The following is a 20,672-nucleotide window of genomic DNA, read 5'->3' as shown; positions in this document are numbered from 1 at the left end:
ATTATAAGCCTTATATACCGAAATTTAATATATAACAATTATTTTAAAAATAGGTTATTATTATTAATATTAATATATTTGGAGGCGCGCCCTAGTGCGTAAAAAAAAGCGCTCTTTATTTAAAATGTATATGGCGACAACCTTGTTAGCTTTTTTAATTCCGACAATTTTTAGCGCGACTTTGGTTTTGAAAAATAAGCAAAAATATTTAGACAATATCGTATCTTATATAAATAGAGTCTCACCAATAAATATATCGATATCGGATATTAGCGTATCTTATAAATTAGAAATTATTTTAGAAGATGTTAAACTATATTCAAAAAATAATTCAAACGCTTTTTTTGATTTAGATTTTGCTTCCGTTAGATTTAATCCTTTAAGGCTTTTAATAAATAGAGATATTTTTTATATGTTTAGCGAAGCCGATATTAATAACGCTAATTTTTATCCCGCTTTATTTGACAATTCTATTTTTAATAAAAAAACAGATAAGCCTTCAAAAAACAACAGCGATATAAAAACCGCTATAGATAATATTACCGATTTGTTTATTGATAAAAATATAAGAATAAAAAAATTCTCTACAAAAATTGTAGACAACGGCGAAGTGTCAGAAATATCTCTCGATTCTTTAAATGGAAATTTTAGAACTTATAGATATTTTTTATCTTATAATATTAATTTGCCCGATAAAACTTCAATATATTTTTCGATGGAAAGCAGTCCCGATTTATCTGAAATTCATTCTATAATATTAGGACATGACGAAAAGAAAGATTTATTTAAATATAATTTAGATTTTACAAACGATTATAATGATAAAATGGAAGGAGAGTTAAAAAACTACGATGATATTTTGGCGAATTTAATATACGATTATAACGATAAGAGATTAGATTTTTCAATTACAAATATCGATATAGACAAAAATACTATTTACAAATTAATGAATATAGCTTTGGATACGCCGATAGTTCATAAATTCGTCAAATTAGACAATAACAGAATAAAAAGCATAAGCAACTCTATTGAAGGATTTAAATATGCAAATATAAATGTTGTTGGAAATAGAAAAGAAAATGAAAATTTATATTTGGATATGGATTTGAAAGCGAAAGATAAATTTTACGATTTATTTGTGAAAGCTAAATTAACTAATAATAATATAGTTCTGTCAAACGCTATAATGAATTTATTAAACGGAAATATAATAGCAAGCGGAATAATTCCTATAGAAAATCCTATATTAAGCAAATTAGAATTAAATATTAACGATATATACGCTGGAGCAAATAATCTCTATTCAAAATTAACTTTAAAACCAATATCTTCAAGCAAAGAAAAAATTATAACGAGATTTACGATGCATGAATTAAGTTATAACGGAGCTTTAAAAGAACCTTTGGCTTGGAATATAATTTATAAAATTAAAGATAAAGAAGTAGATATTAATTTAGTTGAAGATAAATATAAAGAGCCTTTAAACGCTAATATTTCATTAGATAATACAAAACCCGTAATTGTAAACGCAAAAGGAACTATTCCTCAAGATATTTTTATTGTAATTTTAGGAAGAAATCCTATCGATAATTTATCTTCTTTAAATGTTAATTATAGTATGAGCAACGCTTTATATACGGACGGAAAGGGAAATATTCATTCTTTAGAATTGGCTTCGAGAAAAATTTATACGGAAGAATATTTAATAAGAATAGGCGCTTTGGCTTATAGCAATATAATAGAGCTTAACGATATTTATTATAAACTATCCGATAGCGGCGATATAAAAGCTAAAGCAAATATAGAATACGATAAAAAATTTAATGTAAAACTTAACGGAAATGTTGAAAGTCCTTTTGGAAAATATAATTTAAACGGTTTTACTTTAGATGCTACAAACGGAAATAAAATAATTTACGCCTCTACCGAAAAATCGGAAATTATCGCAAACGGTTCTATAACGACAAACGGAATTTTGAATTTAAATATTAAAACGCCTAAAGAATTAAGTATAAATAATAATGTTATTAACGCTGATATTTCAATCGACAATTATACTCAAAAACCTTTTTATATTTACGGAAATGTAAAATTCGATAAAAATGTCGCTCCGATTTTTACTTTAAATACTCAATTCGAGCTTTCAAATCAAAGTTTAGTTTTCACAAATATAATTGTAGATTATGGCGCAAATAGAGTTATGGGAAACGGAATTTTGGATAATAGAGACGGAATTAATAAATTTACGGCTTTATTTAAATCGGCGGATAATGACGGCGGATTGGTAATAGACGCTTCGATTAATAAAAATAATGTTTATGGAAAATTAACCGTTTCGGATTTGCCTTTTAATTTGAATTACGCCAACGGAATTTATGGAATATTATCGGCGGATGCTACCGTTATCGGTTTATTAAATAATCCAATTATTTATCTTGATAGATTTAATATAAAAAATTTGGAATTATTGGAAGATAGATTTGATATTTCATTAACGGGTTATTATGGAAAAAACGAATTTGAGTTTAAAGATTTTGTTATGACTAAAACGGGACAAGGCGGAATGGTTATAACTAAAGCGTTTAAAAAACCTCAACAGATTAGAATTCCTTACGCTTATTTTTCAAAAGATTTACAGAATATGCAAATAGAAGTTGATAATCTATTTATCTACAGTTCGTATAGCGGAAATATAAATTATAATATGAGAAAATTGCCAAATGGAATTTCGGAATATAGAATTCAAACGAGTCCGATAACGATTAACAGAAGAATATTGCCCGAATTTGGAACTATAATGACTTACTCGGACAATCTAATATCTTTTACAAATAATAAAACGCATGGAATAAACGGAACTATTTTAAGAGAAGAAAAAGAAAATAAAACTAAATTAAATTATATATACGATAATAATCAAATGCTAAATATAGACGGAGTTATAAGAAACGCTAAAAATAATCAAGTAGATTTATTATTAACTTCAAGCAAACTCAATGTTGAAATATTTGAAATATTTAATGTAATTTTTACCGAAATACAATCTTCGCCTACAAATTTTATAATCGATAATAAGCCTTACACTTTATACGCGAGAGTTCATGGCGATAAAGATAATTTGGCTATAAACGGAAGATTTTTAGGGCATGGCAAAAAAGTAAAGATAGCTTATTTTTCAGACATATTCGATAACGCTATAGTAGATTTTAATTTTGACGGAAATATGTTTAATATTAATAATTTAACTTTCTATACGAAAAGAAAAAAGAATTTAAGCGTTACGGGAGAGGCGGAAATTTTTAGAAACGCCGTAAATTATATGGATTTCGATTTGCTTTCTTCAGACGAACAATTAGGACTTTTGGAAGGCGATATAGATTTTAATGTGGCGAAAATAAAAGGACCTTTGCATTTGGATATGAATGTCGGCGGAAACTTATCCGCTCCAAGAATCGGCGGAATATTAACTTTAATGAAAAGCGATATTCAAATTAACACTATAAATAATAGAAATACTTATTCACAGCATATTTATGGAATAGCAAGCAGAATATATTGGGATTTTATAATCGAAGCTTGGAAACAGGTTAGAGCTTATAATGCTTTAGTTGGAGATTTTTATTTGGAAGAAGGCTCTAAAATGGGAGTTTATAGTTCCATAATGGACGGAATAGAATTAACGGGAACGATTAATTTGGCAAGAGGAAATATTTATTATTTACAAAATATATATAAATTAGAAAGCGGTTCTATAACTTTTCCGAATAATAACAGTTCTGACCCTATAATAGAAGCTACGGCTTTTGCAAATAAAAAATATTATCCTTCTACTGCAAATAATACATCTTCAGAATCTTTTGAAAATGAAGTATCGAGAGAGAGCATTACTTTATATATGGAAATGAACGCGAGATTATCTCAATTATTATATCCCGATACTTCGGGAATATTGCCCGTTAGATTTTACACAATACCTACATTAGGACAATATCAAGTAAATCAATTAGCGGGAATACCGCAAGGAACTTTTGACAATAGAGAAGAGCAGATGTATGCTCAAACTACAAGTTATTTTAATAGCAGAAGCGAAAATAATAATCAAGTCGGACAGGTTGTGGGAAGCTATAGCGATTTAATATTTGGAAATACTATTTTAAGACCTTTTGAAAGATGGATAATGAGAATTGGAATAATAGATTCTTTTAATATAAGCAGCTCCGCCGTAAATAATATTATAACTTATAATAATAATTTGAGTCTTGCTAAATTTTTTAATAATACGAGCGCAAGTATTGGAAAAACTTTTTCAAAATATTTGTATGTAAAATGGGATATTACTTATAACGCTAAAGACCCGAATAGACCGAATCTTTTTGGCAGACCTAAAGATTCTTTCTATTTTGATAATAGAGTCGGTTTTGAAATATCAGCTCCAATTATTTGGCAAAATTACAGACTTGCAAATTTGACATTTGAATATAAAATAAACCCACAATACATTCAAGAAATAGGGCAAGATTTTAATTTAATCGGTCGTTGGAGATTCAAAACTAGATTTTGATATTGTTGGCAACTTGGAGATTTTAGTGAATTTTTGTAAAAAATATTTTATTATTTTATTTTCTGTATTTATTCTTTTATTTACTTTTATTTTATTAATAGCCGTTGAAAGCGATTTTGATAATTTAAAAAACGCGAGAAATATAGCCGCTTACGAAGGATTAATAATAAACGATATAGAAGTAACGGGCGAGGTTAGACTTACTGAAACTCAAATAAAAAATAGTTTTCCGATTAAAGCGGGAAGCAAATTTTCAAGAGCCGAAATTAACGAAGCGATAAAAAAATTATTCGATACTCAATCTTTTGAAAGAGTCGCAATCGATGCGAGAAGCGATGGAAACGGAGTAATATTAAATATAATCGTAGCCGAAAGATTTTTAATAAAAGACATTACATATACGGGAAATAAAAGATTAACAAGAACGGCTTTAAACGATGTTATAAAACCTATAATGAAAGCGGGCGACCCTTATATTCCGCAGAATTTAAATGACGCTGTTAATTCTATAATAACGAATTATCAAGATAAAGGATATTTAAAAGCTTATGTAAAACCGAAAGTTACTGAAAATAAAGAATTGTTTGAAGTAAATATAGAAATGGATATTGTCGAAGGAAACGAGATAAAAGTTGCATTTATAAAATTTCATGGAAATACGCATTTTTCGGATAACGAACTTAAAAGGCAAATGTCCACTAAAGAAAACGGATTTTTATCTTTAGGAAAATTTAACGAATTCAAATTTGAAGACGATAAAGCAAAAGTAGTAAAATATTACGCCGACAGAGGATATTATAAAGCCGCGGTAGATAATGTTAAATTTACTTATCAATGGAGAGACCCGCAGATAAAAGACGACCAGGATTTGATAATCGATATTTATTTAACGGAAGGCGAAAAATATTATTTTGGAGATATAGGATTTAAAGGAAATTTAATTATTACTTCGGATAATATACAAAAAGATATAAAATCGAAAAAAGGCGCTTTATATAATTATACTTATCATATGACGGATTATCAAGGAATTCAAAATAAATATTCTGAAAGAGGATACATATTTAGGCAAGTTATTCCCGTTATTACCGTAAACGAAGATGCAAAGATAGTAAATATTATGTATGATATAGTTGAAAATGATAAAGCGCATATAGAAAATATTTCAATAGCGGGAAATACAAAAACAAAAGATTTCGTTATACAAAGATACATTGATATAAAACCAGGCGAAGTTTTCAATTCAGTAAAAATTCAAAGAGTGCAGGAAAGATTATATAATACGCAATTTTTTGAAAATATAAATATAAATGTAAAACCAGGCTCTGCAGAAGGATTAATGGAATTAGCATTAAATGTAACGGACGGAAGGTCGGCTATGGTTTCAGGCGGAGGAGGATTTTCAACAGGTTCGGGTTTTAAAGTTTTCGCTTCAATTAGAGAAATGAATTTTTTGGGAAGAGGTTTGCAAATAGGATTAAGCGGAGAATTCGGACAGAATCAAAGAAGAATAGCTTTCAATTTTGCCGAGCCTTATTTACTTAATTTGCCAATATATTTGGGATTGGATTTATCTTATTTTTACGAAAATGTAAACACAGGCGACCAAATAGGCACGGGAGATTTTGGGCTTCCTAAATATTCTTATTATACAAGGCACGGTTTAGAGGGAATAGTTCGTGTCGGATATTATTTTTACGATTATTATTCTACATTCTTAACTTTCGATACATTAGTTCAACAATATATGCAATGGGATGACCAAGGAGCGAGCGATAGCGGACCAGACCATGTTTTGAATGATATTAAAAAATATTTGAAACATAGAATAGAGAAAAAAGTTGGAGGAAATAAGAGATGGGAAAGCGATTGGTTTACTACTTTTATAGTTTCTTATTCTTTATTAAGAGATAGCAGAAACGATTATTCAAATCCTACAAGAGGAAGTTTTTTAAGAGGAACGGTTGATTTTTATTTTCTTCATACTCAACTTATGAGATTAAACGCTACGGGATTTTTAGCAGTTCCCGTTAATGATAGACTTTCATTTGCATTCTACGGCGAGATTGCTCAAATTGTTAAAATACCTGGAATGGATATTAGAAACGATGCGGATGTTTTATATTATCTTAATCCGTTTGAAGATGTTAGAGGTTGGGATACTTCAAGATACACGCTTTTTAAACATAATAGAGGCTTGTCAACTTACGATATGGTTGGAAGTGACGGTTCTAAAGATTCTTGGGCTTATGGAAGAGCTAAAGTGAGAATATTTGCCGAATTAAGAGTCCCTATTATTCCAAAAACTTTAGGATTTGTAACTTTCTTGGATGCGGGACAATTATGGATGCCAGGAAGTTCGGGACTCAATCAAGATGGAGACGCTTATTCTTATCCTTCGCAATTTATGAATATTAAAGATATATTCGACCCTTCGCAATATATGTATTCTTGGGGTTTTGGATTAAGATTAACGATTCCTATATTTAATATAAGATTCTATTTTGCTCAAAGATTCGTTTATAATAAAGATAATGTCGGATTTGGAAAAGGCATACAAGCTTTTGAAGGCGATTCATTCTCTCCGCTTGGCAAATGGCTTGGAAGAGGTTGGGGAATAGCTTTTACAATGAATCATCCTTTTTATTAAAGCTATTGAAAAAATTGATTATATTGTATAATAATTATTGATTTTATATAAAAAAATTAATAAAAAAATTTTAAGGAGAAAAAAATGAAAAAGTATTATATTTTTGGTTTAATATTTACGGCTGTTTTATTTGTTTCGATAATAAGCCCAAGATTATTCACTCAATCTTATAGACTTACAAAAGTAGGATATATAGATTTGCAAAGAGTAATAAAAGAAGTTACAAGCGACCAGGAATTAGCCGATAAATTAAAAGAAAAGCAAGAAGAATATAAACAACAAAATTCTACCGAAGATAATTCTGAAAATTCTATTGCAAATACTAGAGACACTTCTTTAAAAGGAATGGTAAAGAGACAGGTTGCAAATTCTTTAATGAATATAGTTAAAAAAGAAGGCTATACTTTGATTTTGGAAAGAACGGAAAATTCTATATTATACGCCGACAGAACTTTTGATATTACAGAATCGGTTATTGCGGATGTAAAAGCGTCTTTAAAAAAATAAAAAATTTTGGGAGATAAAATGAAAGTAAAAGATATATTTAATTTTTTGAACGCTAAAAAAATAATAGGAGATGAAAATTTAGATATATCTACTCTCTCGCCTATAAACGATATTATTGAAAACTCTATTATTTGCATTGATAATAATAAATACATTGAAACGGCATTTAATAGCAAAGCTAACGCTATTATAATGAGAGAAGATACTGCGGAAAGTATTAAAGATTTTAAAAATAAAACTATTATAATTTATCAAAATCCTAAAGAAGCTTTTATTAAATTATTGTATTTTATGTTTGAAGATAAAAAATATAATTTGGGAACGATTAAACAAACGGCGATTATAGAAGAAAATTCAAATATCGACAAAGAAGTTTATATTGGCGATTATGTTCGCATAGGTAAAAATTGCATTATAAAAAAAGGAGCGATTATAGAAAGCGGAACGTTTTTAGGAGATAATGTTATCATTGGAGAGAGTTGCATAATTCATTCAAATGTTTCAATTCATGATAGATGCGTTATTAAAGACAGAGTAATAATTGGCTCTTCTACGGTTATAGGAAACGATGGATTTGGATTTTTTGAAGTAAATGGAAAGCAAATGAAAATTCCTCAAAGGGGAAATGTTATAATAGAAAACGATGTTGAAATTGGCGCTAATGTTTGTATTGACAGAGCGACTTTAGGCTCAACTATTATAAGAGAAGGCGTTAAAATAGACAATCTCGTTCAAATAGCTCATAATTGCGATATTGGAGAGCATTCGATAATAGTTTCGCAAGTCGGGATAGCAGGAAGCAGTAAAATTGGGCATAATTGCGTATTGGCGGGACAAGTCGGACTATCGGACCATGTGGTTTTGGGCGATAGAGTAATTTTGGGAGGACAAAGCGGCGTTATGTCAAAAGTTAAAATTGAATCAAATTCTATTATGCTTGGAAGCCCCGCTCAAAATATTGATAGAGAAAAATTAAAAATGATAGCCGAGCAAAAATTGCCCGAACTTATAAAATTGGTTGAAGAAAAATTTGAAACTAAAATAAGAAGAGTGAAATAATTATTTAACGGCTTTAATTAAACAAAATATATGATTATAAAAAAATCTCCTTGCAAAATTAATTTATTTTTAGATATAAAATCAAAAAGAGAAGACGGTTATCATTTAATAGAATCTTTATTTCATACGATTGATTTATTTGATATAATAAAAATTGAAGAAGATAAAGAATTTAAAATTTCAACGAGCGGAAAATATAAATTAAACGACAACGAAGAAAATATAGTTTCAAAAATATTTTATTATTTCAAAAATGAAATGAATCTTAAAAAAAATTATAAAATAAATATAGAAAAAAATATTCCAACGGGAGCGGGACTCGGCGGAGGTTCTTCAAATACGGCTACTATAATAAACTTTTTTTTAGAAGAATTAAATATAAAGCCCGACAATCGATTAATAGAATCTTTTTCAAAATTCGGAGCGGACATTCCGTTTTTTATAAATGGAGGTTTAAGTTGGGTATCGGGAATTGGAGAGAAAATTTTTTTATATAATTTTACTTTTCCTTATAAAATAATTTTAATCTATCCAAATATAATAGTTTCTACAAAATTGGCTTATTCAAAATTTGCAGAAAACGATTTTAACAAATCCGATATTTTTTATATTAAAAATTTGCTTGATAAAAATGAGAAAATAAAATTTGAAGATTTATATTCGCATACTTACAATATATTTGAAAAAAATGTTTTTAAGATTGAGCCTAAAATAAAAGAATATAAAGAAAAAGCTGAAAATGAAATTAAAAGAAAAATTTGCATGAGCGGTTCGGGTTCTTCGCTTTTCGCTTTATATGACAAAAATGAAAATATAATAAACGAAGATTATAATAAATTAAAAAATATATTTAAAGATTTGGATATATATAAACTAAATTTAATTTGATAAAGAAATTTCATTTTTTATATAATCGTAAAATATATTAAAAGTTTCTTCAATATTTTCTTCCCAAGTATTATGAGTAAAAATTATATCGGCGCTTTCTTTATATAAAGGTTCGCGCTCTTTCGATAATTCGATTAATTTATTTTTATCTTTAGTTAATAAAGGTCTTTCGCTTGCGTCTATATTGTTAAGAAGAATGTCGAGGTTTCTATTTATAAAAATCGTTATTCCTTTTTTTTTCATTATCTCTCTATTTTTTTGAGACAATATTATTCCGCCGCCTGTAGATACAACGGCGTTTTTTAATTCGCTTAACTCTTCTAAAATCTCGCTTTCTTTTTCTCTAAAATATTTTTCTCCGCGCATTTCAAATATTTGACTTATCTTCATTTTTTCTTTTTTTTCTATTATTAAATCCAAGTCATAAAAATTATAATTCAAATATTTAGCTAGAATTTTTGATAAAGTAGTTTTACCGCAGCCTGGCAAACCTATTATAAATAAAGTTTTTTTCTTTTCTATTTTATTATTCATCGTATATTCCAAGTATGGTAAAATTTTCAACGGAATTTTTAAAATCGTCTAAAGTAGATTCGTCAAAATTTCCCGTCATATCGATATAAAAATAATATTGCCATTTTCTCTCTCTATGCGGACGACTTACGATTGATGTCAAATTAAAATTTTTTAGTTTTAAAAGAGCGTTTGCCAAAGAGCCGTTTTCATGCGGAAGCAAAAATCTTATAGTCATTTTATTTCCGTTTTTAAGAGCGTTATCGTAATTTGAAACTATAATAAATCTTGTCGTATTTCCTTTTATATTTTCTATATTTTCTTTTAAAATTTCCAAATTATAAATTTTTGCAGCGTTTTTATTCGATATTGAAGCCAAAGAATTATCTTCGCTTTTTGAAACTATATAAGCCGCTTCAGCCGTATTGCTTGCCGTTAATTCTTCAAAATTATTTTTCTTTATAAAATCCGAACATTGCTTTAACGCCTGCGGATGAGAGATAACTTTTTTTATATCTTTTATTTTATCTCCTTTTTTTGCCATAAGTCCGTATTCTATCGGAAGATAAATCTCTCCGACTATTTTGCAATTATAAAGAACAAGTATATCTAAAACTTCATTAACCATTCCCGTAGAAGAATTTTCAAGAGGCAGAATTCCATAATAGCTTTCTTTATTTCTTATGCTTTCAAGAACATCTTCAAAACTCGCTTTATTTATTAATTTATTTTTATTATTAAAAAATTTTTTAGCCGCTTCATATCCGTTTCCGCCTTCTCGTCCTTGATAAGCTACAATTTTATTATAATCTATTTTTTTATTAATTTTATTTTTATTATCTTTTTCGATTAAATTTTTTTGCAATGATTTTGAAACCGACATTATATCGTTATAAATTGTGATTATAAGATTAGACAAATCTTTATTTTTTAATAATTTTATTTTTTCTTCTATTAATTCTTTTTCTCTTTCAGCGTCAAAAACGGGAATATTATTTTCTTTTTTAAGCTCGCCTACTTTAACGCTCACTTTCATTCTATTCTCTATAAGTTTTACTATTTGTTTGTCTATATCGTCAATTTCGGCTCTTAATTTTTTTAACTTTTCCATAATTTAAATTTAATAAAAAATGTTTTAATTTTAATAAATATTATTTAAGTTTAATTTAAAAATAAAAAAACTCAATATTATTTTAATTATAACGCTTGACATATTTTTTTAAATATTGTATAATTTGAATGTAAATAAAATAAACTATAAAAATTAATGGGTATTTTATATGAGATTTAAAAACACTGTAACTATGTTGAACAGAACAGAACAGAACAGAACAGAACAAGCAGTTTAAACTTTTTCAAAATTTATTTCGTAAAAATAAAAATCAATCAATCAAAATATTTATTAAATTTTTATCCATCTCTTTTGGATATTTTCTCAATTTGTATAGCTTATCGAATAGCGATATTCGTTTGGTTATAAATAAAAATCTATTAAAAGGAGTTCATATTATGAATTTCAAAAAACTATTTTTAATTACTTTCTGCTTAACTTTTATTTTATTTCTTGTAAGTTGTCAAACTATAGCAACCGCCGACAACATTCCTCAATCTCTTCAACTTTCTGGAAACGATATAACCGTTGGAGAAGTTTTAACGGCGGAACTCAAATATGACGCTAAAGATAACACTTTGAAAGAAAGACTTATAGCCGAAGCTTTAAAAGGAACGACTTATGATTTCTTAATTATGCCTCGTTATGAGATTTTCAAATCTGGTTTAATCACAAAAATGAGAGTTAGAGGAAAAGGCGCAAGAGTTAAATAAAATTTATTAATCTATTGTTAAGCGGAAAATAGAGGCGTCATTTTTTAATGGCGTCTTTTTTTTATTTATAAATACTTGACAAATAAAAAAATAGTATTATATTATGTAAACCTAAAATTATTTTTATAAATTAATTAAAAAAAATATTATTATGAATTACTCAAAAAATAAAATATTCGGAAATTGGGATTTCTATAAATTATGCATTTCTGTAGCCGTTCCCGTTATGGCACAACAATTAATAATGGGAATGGTTTCGCTTATAGACAATTTTATGGTTGCGGGACTTGGCGATACAAAAATGGCGGCGGTTAATGTTGCAAATCAATTAAATTTTATATATTTGGTTTTATTATATACTTTCTACGGAGCTGGCGGAATATATATGGCTCAAAATAGCGGCGCAGATAATCAAGAAGGAATGCAACAGGCTTTTAGATTTAAAGTAATACTTCCGTTTATAATTTCAGTTATATATATGATTTTAATGCTAATAAATCCCGAAATTTTTATGCGACTTCTTACGCAAGGAAATTATGCTCAAAAAGAAATATTAGAATCTAGTTCAAAATATATGAAAATAATAGCGTTTACATTTATTCCAATTTCAATTTCGGGAGCTATAGGAAGTTCTTATAGAGAAATTGGAAAGCCTCATATTCCTTTAGTAATATCGGTTATAGCGACAGCATGCAATACTTTTGGAAATTGGATTTTAATTTATGGAAATTTGGGCGCTCCGAAACTTGAAGAAACGGGAGCTGCAATTGCGACTTTAATAGCAAGAATATTAGAAATGGCGATTTTTATAATATATATTAAATTGCATAAAGAAAAATTTTATGTTAGAACGAGAGAAATATTAAAAGTTAAAATTGGCGTTTTTATCGATATGGTTAATAAATCGAGTCTCATATTTTTAAGCGAAATTAGTTGGGGATTAAGCGAAATGTTTATGACGGCGCTTTATAATAGCAGAGGCGGAGCGGAAACGGTTGCGGGAATGGCTTCGGGTTTTACGATTGCAAATATATTTTATTTGGTATTTCAAGGAGTTCATGTAGCGTCTATGGTTATTGTTGGCGGAACTTTAGGAAGAGGAGAACTTAAAGAAGCTAAAGATAAGGCAAAATGGATAATGAACGGTTCTATAATAGCGGGTTTAATAGTCGGATTAATAGAAATGTCTTCAATATTTTTAATTCCTTTTATATTTTCAAAACTTACTGTTAACGCTCAAGCGATTACAAGAAATTTAGTAATATTGATTTCATGCTATATGCCCGTATGGACTTATATTAACTCTCAATTTTCTGTTTCAAGAGCGGGCGGAGACGCTTTATTTGGTTTTGCGGTTGATGTTCCCGTATCTTTATTTTTATTCGCTCCTGCGGCTTTAATTTTGGCTAAATTTACTTCGGTTGGTCCTGTAGCTATGTTTGGAATAGCAAAATTAACCGATTTTATAAAGATAACGATTGGCATTATAATGCTTAAAAAAGAGAGATGGATTAGAAAATTAACGGATTAGAAATAAATATAAATACTTAATGATAAATTCCGATTATATAAACGATATTGTATTATTATGTATTTAATAGAAAATTTCTTATAAATAAAGGATTTTATAGTTTTTATGGATAGATTTTATGGATAGAAATTTCTTTCATATATTTTTTGAATTAGGCATTCCAACCATAGGAACTTTTATGGGTTTTGTAGGCATAATACTTTACGCCTATATATATTTAAAATTATTTGAGGAAAGCCAATTAATAACTTTATCGATAGGAATTTTAGCTTTTTTATTTTCGCTTTTAGAATTTTTAAATATAATAATATCTCTATCGGATTATAATAATCAAATAGCTTTTCATTTATATAGAGTAGAGCAAATGATTTTATCCGTAACGGTTATTCCTTGGATGATTTATGTAAAAAATAATTTGGAATTAAATAAAAAATATCATAAAGCTTTGGAATTTCTTTATAGTTTGACGGTATTTTTAGTCGCTATAATTATAGTAATATCGATAGTTTATCCCGAAGTTTTTATTTCAAAGACGGAGGCGATAAACACTTTAAATGAAACTATGAAAGGCAGCATAAAAATTAGAGGGAAAATAGGACCTTTATATGTTTTTAGAGATTTTGTAGTTTCTTGTTCTATGTTAATTGTAATAAGCGCGTTTATATACGAAGTAGTCGTTATTAAAAATTTTGCAAAAAATACGCAATATTTAATTTTAGCTTCTATAATAGCGATATTTTTCTTTGACGACTTTAACGGAATTTCAGTATATCAATCGAGAGGAGATTTTTTAATTTTGAGAAGTATTCCATTTTCGAGAATAACTTTAGCTTATGTAATTTATAATATTATAATTATTCACTCTTCGGTAAATCAATTTATTTCTTCGGTTTTTCGTAGAAGAACTAAACAAAGTTATAATTTTGAAGAGATTAGAGCGCAAGATACGGTTATAATAAATACGGCTTCAAATACTTCAAAAAAAATGCTTGAATATAAAGAAGATTTTCAAAAAGCGGTAAACGAATTAAAAGAAGATGTTTCAAATTCTTATTCTTCGGTTAGCAATTTAAAATCGGAAATTGTAAAAATTATAGATTCAATAAACGAATTCATTGCTATAGAAAACTTTCAGGTAAACGATGCGTATTCAAATATTGAAAAGATTAACGAACTTATAGAAACTTATCCGAAATTAAAAGAAGTTTCAAAATCTCAAAAATTAATGCTTGAATCTTTAAATATAACTTTACAAAAATCAATAGAACAAATTTATAATTTGCAAGCAGAGAGCGTAAATATGCTTGATAAATTCGATTCTTTTCAAGGAGGATTGGAAAAAGAAAGATATAATATAGGATTAGAATTAAATAAAACTTCAGAAATAAGTCATTTAAATATTCAAATAAATAAAATTATAGCGTTTATGACGAATATGTCGGATAAGGCAAAAACTTTGGCGATAAACTCGGGAATTCAAGCTTCAAAATCGGGAGCTTATTCAAATGACTTTGCTTTAATTTCAAAATCAGTATCCGAGTTAGTCGGAGAATCTTTGAGCGTATCTGAGAAAATGCAAAAACTTTTATTTCAAATAGAAGATATTTTTAAGAGATTTAATCATGCAAGCGTTAATATAAATAATAATTTTACGGAATTAATAAAAGAAATATCGTCATATTATGATAAATTAATTCAGTTTAATAAAGGAATGGAAAGGCAAAACGATTTTAATATGACTATCGTAAAAAATACGGATAAAATGTTTAATTCCGTTTCGGATATTAAAGATATAATAACGAGCGAAGAAAACGATTTTATGAATATAAGATTAAGAATTGAAGAGTTTAACGATTATATAATAGATATTTCAGAAAAGGCTTTTGAACAAAATTCGGAAATAAAAAATTTAATGAAGGATATGAATAAACTTTTAGCGACTTCGGAAGATTTGGAATCCGTTAGCGGAAAACTTAACGATGAAAAAGAAAAACTTTTAGAATATTCAAATAATTTAGACGATGTAATTAAAGAACATTCTAAAGTTATATAAAGGGTTTTTATGGATTTGCTTACAAATTTTATATTAGGATATAATATTAATATCATTAAACTTTTAACTCCCGTGATAAATTTATCGTTTATGACAATACTTGCCGTTGTATTTATTTTGCTTTCAAGAAGAACAAAAAGCTTTGTTTATACGATAGTCGCTATAACTTTGGAATTATTGTCTTTATATAATATTATATCTATAGCGATTATATTTTTAGAATTATACGGAGTTTATCCGAATATAGCTTCTAATTTATATATTTTTAATAATATACTTTTATTATTTACGGTTATGCTTATGCCTCTTAATAATAAAAGTTTTTTAAGCGATAATAGAACTCTTAATAGTTTGAGCGATGCAATTTTAATTATAACGGGAATTTTAATAATAGCTCTTATTACAATAAGCCTTATAAATTTTGAAACCTCTTTTTATGTAATATATAACGATATAGGCGATTTTTATAGCATTGAGCCTAAAGGTTCATTTTATCTTTATAAAATGTATATAATATTATTCTTATTTGCAGCTATTTTGATTCCCGTAATACTCGATATTATAGCAAGACATAATATAGCAATTAATATAGTGTTTACAATTTTTAGTTTAATAGGATTATATTTAATCGTTACCGATATAATTCATTTTGGAGGAGATTTAAACGCCGATTTTGACAGAACAGCGCTTGCAATAACTCTCTCTTATATGATTAGATTTATAGCGACTTTTTCAAGTTTTACGATAAGCGCATTAAACGAAATAAATAAAGATACCGTTTTGATAAATAAATTAAAAAATAACTTAAATATCTTAAAAAATATAAATGGAATCTCAGACAAATTAAACTCTGTGGATAAAAATTTTATGGACTCTTCGCTTTTCGTATTTGAAATAGACAAAGAAAATAAAGACGCTTTAGATATGATGAACTCAAAAGTAAATAATATTTTAGAATCTAAAGATAAACTTACCGAAACAAAAGATAATAAAAATCAAATAATTAGAGAAGGAATAAAATTTACAAGTTCCGTATTTAGCTTTTTTGAAAGATATAAAAATCAATTGCAAGATAGTTGTAAATTATTAAACGGAATTATAAAAAGAATTAAAGAAACCGATTTTTCTCATAACGAACTTATAGAGCTTTCTGAAGATTTAAAAAATATTAAAAATAATCTTAATCAAACTTCTAAAAAATTTATAGACAATATTGTAGAATATGCAAGCCAATTTAAAGACATAAGCGCGATAACGGGCGAAATTTACGAAACGATAGAATATATAAAAAATATTACAAATAAAACAAATTTACTTTCAATAAACGCGGGAATTCAATCTTCAAAAGCGGGAGTTTATGGAAAAAGTTTTTCTGTTGTCGCTAAAGAAATAGGAAATTTATCTAATGAAATATCTTTAGGCACGCAGTCGATAGAGAAAATTCTTATAAATATATTTTCTGGTTTGGTTATGGTTGAAAATTCTTCTTTTTATGTGGAAGAGCATTGCGAGATAATAAAAAAATCCGTTCAAAAAATAACCGAAGAGATTGACAATTATTTAAAAATAATAGAAAACGATATGAGTTTTGAATCTTCAAATATAGATTCTTTTGAAGCTTTAGAAAATTTTAATAATAAAATATTTGAATTGGTGGAAGAACAAAATGATATAGTTTCATACATAAGAGAAAATATTAACGCGATGCTTGATATTCAAAATCAATTAAATTCTAAAATAGATTTTCAAAATCAGGATATAATAAAAATATTTAATAATTTCAATAATGTAATAGAAAATAGAGAGCGATTAAACGGAGCGATTAAAAAAGTTGGAAATTATTCTTCTATGTCTCATACGAATATAGAGGCTTTATCGAATATTATAAATACGCATAAAATGAAAAGCAGTATTACTTTCGCTCCTATAATAGCGTTATTAAAAAGCAGTAAAATAAGATAATGTTTAATTCTTTAGATATATTTATAATAATAATTTTATTTTTAATTTTTTTATACGGATTATACAAAGGCATAATTTCTATAACCGTTCCGATAATCGCAATAATCATAACTTTTATAATCGCGCCTTTAATATATAATTTTGCATCAAAATATTTTAATCATTCTATTATATTAAAAATAATTTCTTTTATAGTAAGTTATTCAATAATTCGTATAATTTTATCGAAAGTTGAAGACAGCATAAAAAAATTATTGAAAATCATATTTTTAGGTTGGGTTGACAGACTTCTTGGCGCTATAGTTTTAACTTTTATAGCTTGCATAACAATCGCTTTTATTTCTTCAATAATACTTTCAATGCCTGAAGAATATGAGAATATTAATAAGATTATAGATATAATTAATAATTCTAAAATTTTAATGTCGATTAATAATTTATTTAAAATAAGTTTTTATATAGAAAAAATTTTTATTTGAAATGATAATGCATAAATTTATTTTATTATTTTCTTTTCGCTAGAAATTTTCTTATCGGTATAAAATCTATCGGATTTAAAGCTTCGCCGTTTCTTCTAACTTCAAAATGCAAATGGCTTCCCGTAGAATTTCCCGTGCTTCCCATTCTGCCTATCATAATTCCGACTCCGACATTAGCTCCGATTTTTGTAGTAATTTTATTAAGATGTCCATAATAAGTCGTATAGCCTTTATCATGACGAACAATTACTAAATTTCCATAACCTCCGCTATAGCCTGCAAATATTACCTTTCCTTTTCTTGCAGCATAAACGGGCGTATTCAAACTTCCAGGAATATCGACTCCCGTATGTTTCGTTCTAGCTTTTGTAATAGGATGAACTCTATAACCAAATAAACTGCTTATTCTCGTTACGGTAACGGGCAAGCTAAACATTTGTCCGAATTTTTCTATTCTCTCGTCTAAAGTATATTTTGCGCCTGGTAAAAATATATCGTCTCCGATTTCTATATCCGAAATTTCGTCAATTTTATTGAAAGCTAAAATTCTATTTAATTGAATATCGTATTTACTTGCAACATCTTCTATATTTTCATTTTGTTTAATCGTATATAATAATCCGTTTCTATTTGGAATTATAATTTTCTGTCCTGGTTTTAATTTATTTGCATTTGTTATTTTATTAACGCTTACTAAAGTGTCCAAATTTACTCCGATTTTTCGCGATATTGTGGTTAGATTTTCTCCTTCTCCAATCGTATATTCTTCGTATTTTACGCCTATTACTCCATCGCTATTTAAAGTATTGTCGGAAGATATATAATCGTAAAAAATTTCAGATACTTTGCCGTCTATATTCGCTATTGAAGTAATTTGAGGTATTTTTGGCAAATAATTTTCTATAATATCGTTAGTTTCTGGATTCATTTCGGATAATATTTTTCTGTAAGTTTTGTCGGAATTATCAAATTTTTTATTAAAATAAAAATTATTGTTAGATTTATTTTTAATAGCAAATATCGAAATATTAAATAATATTATAAATGCAATTACCGAAACGGACAAGAAAATTTTATTTTTAAATAAATTTAATACATTTGGCAAATTTATATTTTCTAAAAAAAATTCTAATTTGTATTTAATATATTCAAAAAGTAAAAGAATATTTTTTTTAAAATTTTTCCTCGCTATATTTTTTTTATAGCTTTTTAAAATTTTTGTATATTTAATCTTCATATTTCTCATAATTAATTATTAATATTATAGAATTCTAAATAATATATAATATTTTTTAAATATTGTCAACTTGAATTTTAATATATAAAAATAAATTAAAAAATTTTCTTTTTTAAAGATTCTATATTTAACTTAATAGAATTCTTTTTAAAAATATATCTATCATAAGCGTCAGCGTCTTTAGTTTCATTATTTATTATATAAAGATTATAATTAATAACTTCAAAAAGTTTATTATAATAAATTAAAGCGTTATCATAATCTCCGATTTTTTCGTATAATTTTGAAATCTCCTCCAAAGCCTCTTCGTCATTTTTATTTATTTCTATTATTTTTTTCAAATAACTTATAACTTCGTTTCCGTTTTTATTTATATCTCTTTTTAATAAAGATACAAATTCTTTTATAATATTTATATCATCGTTAAGTTTAATCGCTTCTTCATAATATTTAATAGCGTTATCATAATCGTTTTTTAAAATATAAGCGTTTGCCAATCTATAATAATATTTATAATAATTATTTTTTAATTTCAAAGCTTTATTGTAATTTTCTATAGACGCTTCAATATCGCTTAAAATAACATTAACTTTATATTTTCCATAATGCATACATCCGAGCGAATATAAATAATAATGATTTTTCTTTTTATTGATATAATTCTGCATATTTTTAATTAAACCGTTTATTATATCTACGCTTGTTCTATCCGATTTATCGGTTAAATATTCCAAATAATCTATATTAAAATAAATATTGTCTTTATGGAAATCGTAAAATAATTTATAAATATTATCTTCGTTATTAGTTAAAATTATTTTTTGAGAATAATATCCTAAAAGCGAAATATAATCTTTTTCTTTTATATAAGTTATTTTATTTTTTATTTTTGAAATCTCATAAATATCTTTTAAAATTTTATTAATAGAAATAAATAAATCTTCTTCTTTTGAATAAACGCTTTTTTCAATCCATTCGTTTGGTTTTTCATTATCAAAAATAATATAATTAATCAAAATTCCGTTTTTAAAATTTTGAATTTGATAAGCGATAGAAATATTTGCATTATTATTAATCGTTAATTTTTTTATTTGAGATTTTATTTTATTATAGCTTGAATAATTTGAATGCGAGTTCATAATTTTTAAATTAGAATAAAGAAATATATTTTTAATTATCAAATCGTAAATCGCGTAATTCATATAATTATTTGAATAATCGTTTTTAAATATTATTATACTTTTTTGAGAAAAACCTTTTGAAGTAAAAATTATTAATATAAAAAATATTATAAATGTATTTTTAATAAATTTAATCATATTTAATTATTTTAAATGAATTAATAAAATTTTCAATTATTAAAATTATTAAAACGATTTTATCAATTTAAAATTTATACTCAAAA

General features: G+C 26.5%; 14 protein-coding genes. 10 read left to right on the top strand and 4 right to left on the bottom strand.

The window, feature by feature from the left end:
* Nucleotides 1-94 precede the first annotated feature (94 nt).
* The 5 genes from EPJ79_RS08370 (at nucleotide 95) to ispE (ending at nucleotide 9,668) form a co-directional block, all read left to right on the top strand.
* A complete protein-coding gene (locus tag EPJ79_RS08370) occupies nucleotides 95-4,564 on the top strand; it encodes a translocation/assembly module TamB domain-containing protein (protein WP_147739143.1) in 4,470 nt (1,489 codons plus the stop codon).
* Between the two features lie 25 nt (nucleotides 4,565-4,589).
* Entirely contained in the window at nucleotides 4,590-7,214 is a 2,625-nt protein-coding gene (bamA, locus tag EPJ79_RS08365; protein ID WP_147739142.1) for an outer membrane protein assembly factor BamA, read from the top strand.
* 84 nt (nucleotides 7,215-7,298) lie between these two features.
* Nucleotides 7,299-7,721 carry an OmpH/Skp family outer membrane protein gene (locus EPJ79_RS08360; protein ID WP_147527405.1) on the top strand — a complete coding sequence of 141 codons (423 nt, stop codon included), beginning with the start codon at nucleotides 7,299-7,301 and terminating at the stop codon, nucleotides 7,719-7,721.
* An 18-nt stretch (nucleotides 7,722-7,739) separates the two neighbouring features.
* The gene (lpxD, locus tag EPJ79_RS08355; protein ID WP_147739141.1) at nucleotides 7,740-8,780 is read left to right on the top strand and encodes a UDP-3-O-(3-hydroxymyristoyl)glucosamine N-acyltransferase; all 1,041 of its coding nucleotides are present in this window, start codon (nucleotides 7,740-7,742) and stop codon (nucleotides 8,778-8,780) included.
* Between the two features lie 30 nt (nucleotides 8,781-8,810).
* Nucleotides 8,811-9,668, top strand: a complete 858-nt coding sequence (ispE, locus tag EPJ79_RS08350) for a 4-(cytidine 5'-diphospho)-2-C-methyl-D-erythritol kinase (protein WP_147739140.1) — start codon at nucleotides 8,811-8,813, stop codon at nucleotides 9,666-9,668.
* Here the strand turns inward: ispE and EPJ79_RS08345 are convergent.
* Together EPJ79_RS08345 and EPJ79_RS08340 are read right to left on the bottom strand one after the other, a co-directional pair.
* A complete protein-coding gene (locus EPJ79_RS08345) occupies nucleotides 9,660-10,202 on the bottom strand; it encodes a shikimate kinase (protein WP_147739139.1) in 543 nt (180 codons plus the stop codon). The two genes, ispE and EPJ79_RS08345, sit on opposite strands and share 9 nt — an antisense overlap.
* Nucleotides 10,195-11,292 (bottom strand): chorismate mutase, encoded by a 1,098-nt coding sequence (locus EPJ79_RS08340; protein WP_147739138.1) that lies wholly within the window; start codon nucleotides 11,290-11,292, stop codon nucleotides 10,195-10,197. The genes EPJ79_RS08345 and EPJ79_RS08340 overlap by 8 nt, the downstream gene beginning before the upstream one ends.
* Nucleotides 11,293-11,690: 398 nt before the next feature.
* Between EPJ79_RS08340 and EPJ79_RS08335 the strand changes: the two genes are divergently transcribed.
* The 5 genes from EPJ79_RS08335 (at nucleotide 11,691) to EPJ79_RS08315 (ending at nucleotide 18,030) form a co-directional block, all read left to right on the top strand.
* Complete coding sequence (locus tag EPJ79_RS08335) at nucleotides 11,691-12,005, top strand: hypothetical protein (protein WP_147718144.1); 315 nt, start codon at nucleotides 11,691-11,693, stop codon at nucleotides 12,003-12,005.
* A gap of 151 nt (nucleotides 12,006-12,156) precedes the next feature.
* Nucleotides 12,157-13,536 (top strand): MATE family efflux transporter, encoded by a 1,380-nt coding sequence (locus tag EPJ79_RS08330; protein WP_147739137.1) that lies wholly within the window; start codon nucleotides 12,157-12,159, stop codon nucleotides 13,534-13,536.
* A gap of 118 nt (nucleotides 13,537-13,654) precedes the next feature.
* Nucleotides 13,655-15,589 carry a methyl-accepting chemotaxis protein gene (locus EPJ79_RS08325; RefSeq protein WP_147739136.1) on the top strand — a complete coding sequence of 645 codons (1,935 nt, stop codon included), beginning with the start codon at nucleotides 13,655-13,657 and terminating at the stop codon, nucleotides 15,587-15,589.
* A 9-nt stretch (nucleotides 15,590-15,598) separates the two neighbouring features.
* Entirely contained in the window at nucleotides 15,599-17,551 is a 1,953-nt protein-coding gene (locus EPJ79_RS08320; protein ID WP_147739135.1) for a methyl-accepting chemotaxis protein, read from the top strand.
* Complete coding sequence (locus EPJ79_RS08315) at nucleotides 17,551-18,030, top strand: CvpA family protein (protein WP_147739134.1); 480 nt, start codon at nucleotides 17,551-17,553, stop codon at nucleotides 18,028-18,030. Before EPJ79_RS08320 ends, EPJ79_RS08315 begins: the two co-directional genes overlap by 1 nt.
* Before the next feature lie 25 nt (nucleotides 18,031-18,055).
* On the opposite strand, the gene EPJ79_RS08310 is transcribed toward EPJ79_RS08315, so the two are convergent.
* Nucleotides 18,056-19,276, bottom strand: a complete 1,221-nt coding sequence (locus tag EPJ79_RS08310; RefSeq protein ID WP_147739133.1) for a M23 family metallopeptidase — start codon at nucleotides 19,274-19,276, stop codon at nucleotides 18,056-18,058.
* 86 nt (nucleotides 19,277-19,362) lie between these two features.
* Nucleotides 19,363-20,586 carry a tetratricopeptide repeat protein gene (locus tag EPJ79_RS08305; RefSeq protein ID WP_147739132.1) on the bottom strand — a complete coding sequence of 408 codons (1,224 nt, stop codon included), beginning with the start codon at nucleotides 20,584-20,586 and terminating at the stop codon, nucleotides 19,363-19,365.
* Nucleotides 20,587-20,672: the final 86 nt, after the last annotated feature.

The sequence above is a fragment of the Brachyspira aalborgi genome (assembly GCF_008016455.1).
Taxonomy (GTDB): Bacteria; Spirochaetota; Brachyspiria; order Brachyspirales; family Brachyspiraceae; genus Brachyspira; species Brachyspira aalborgi.
This window is presented reverse-complemented; position numbering and strand designations above follow the sequence as displayed.

Excerpts from the sequence above, each read along its gene's own strand:
- EPJ79_RS08340 (WP_147739138.1), bottom strand. The coding sequence starts at position 11,292 with ATGGAAAAGTTAAAAAAATTAAGAGCCGAAATTGACGATATAGACAAA.
- EPJ79_RS08320 (WP_147739135.1), top strand. The coding sequence starts at position 15,599 with ATGGATTTGCTTACAAATTTTATATTAGGATATAATATTAATATCATT.
- EPJ79_RS08335 (WP_147718144.1), top strand. The coding sequence starts at position 11,691 with ATGAATTTCAAAAAACTATTTTTAATTACTTTCTGCTTAACTTTTATT.
- EPJ79_RS08310 (WP_147739133.1), bottom strand. The coding sequence starts at position 19,276 with ATGAGAAATATGAAGATTAAATATACAAAAATTTTAAAAAGCTATAAA.
- EPJ79_RS08330 (WP_147739137.1), top strand. The coding sequence starts at position 12,157 with ATGAATTACTCAAAAAATAAAATATTCGGAAATTGGGATTTCTATAAA.
- lpxD (WP_147739141.1), top strand. The coding sequence starts at position 7,740 with ATGAAAGTAAAAGATATATTTAATTTTTTGAACGCTAAAAAAATAATA.
- EPJ79_RS08315 (WP_147739134.1), top strand. The coding sequence starts at position 17,551 with ATGTTTAATTCTTTAGATATATTTATAATAATAATTTTATTTTTAATT.
- EPJ79_RS08360 (WP_147527405.1), top strand. The coding sequence starts at position 7,299 with ATGAAAAAGTATTATATTTTTGGTTTAATATTTACGGCTGTTTTATTT.
- ispE (WP_147739140.1), top strand. The coding sequence starts at position 8,811 with ATGATTATAAAAAAATCTCCTTGCAAAATTAATTTATTTTTAGATATA.
- EPJ79_RS08305 (WP_147739132.1), bottom strand. The coding sequence starts at position 20,586 with ATGATTAAATTTATTAAAAATACATTTATAATATTTTTTATATTAATA.
- EPJ79_RS08345 (WP_147739139.1), bottom strand. The coding sequence starts at position 10,202 with ATGAATAATAAAATAGAAAAGAAAAAAACTTTATTTATAATAGGTTTG.
- EPJ79_RS08325 (WP_147739136.1), top strand. The coding sequence starts at position 13,655 with ATGGATAGAAATTTCTTTCATATATTTTTTGAATTAGGCATTCCAACC.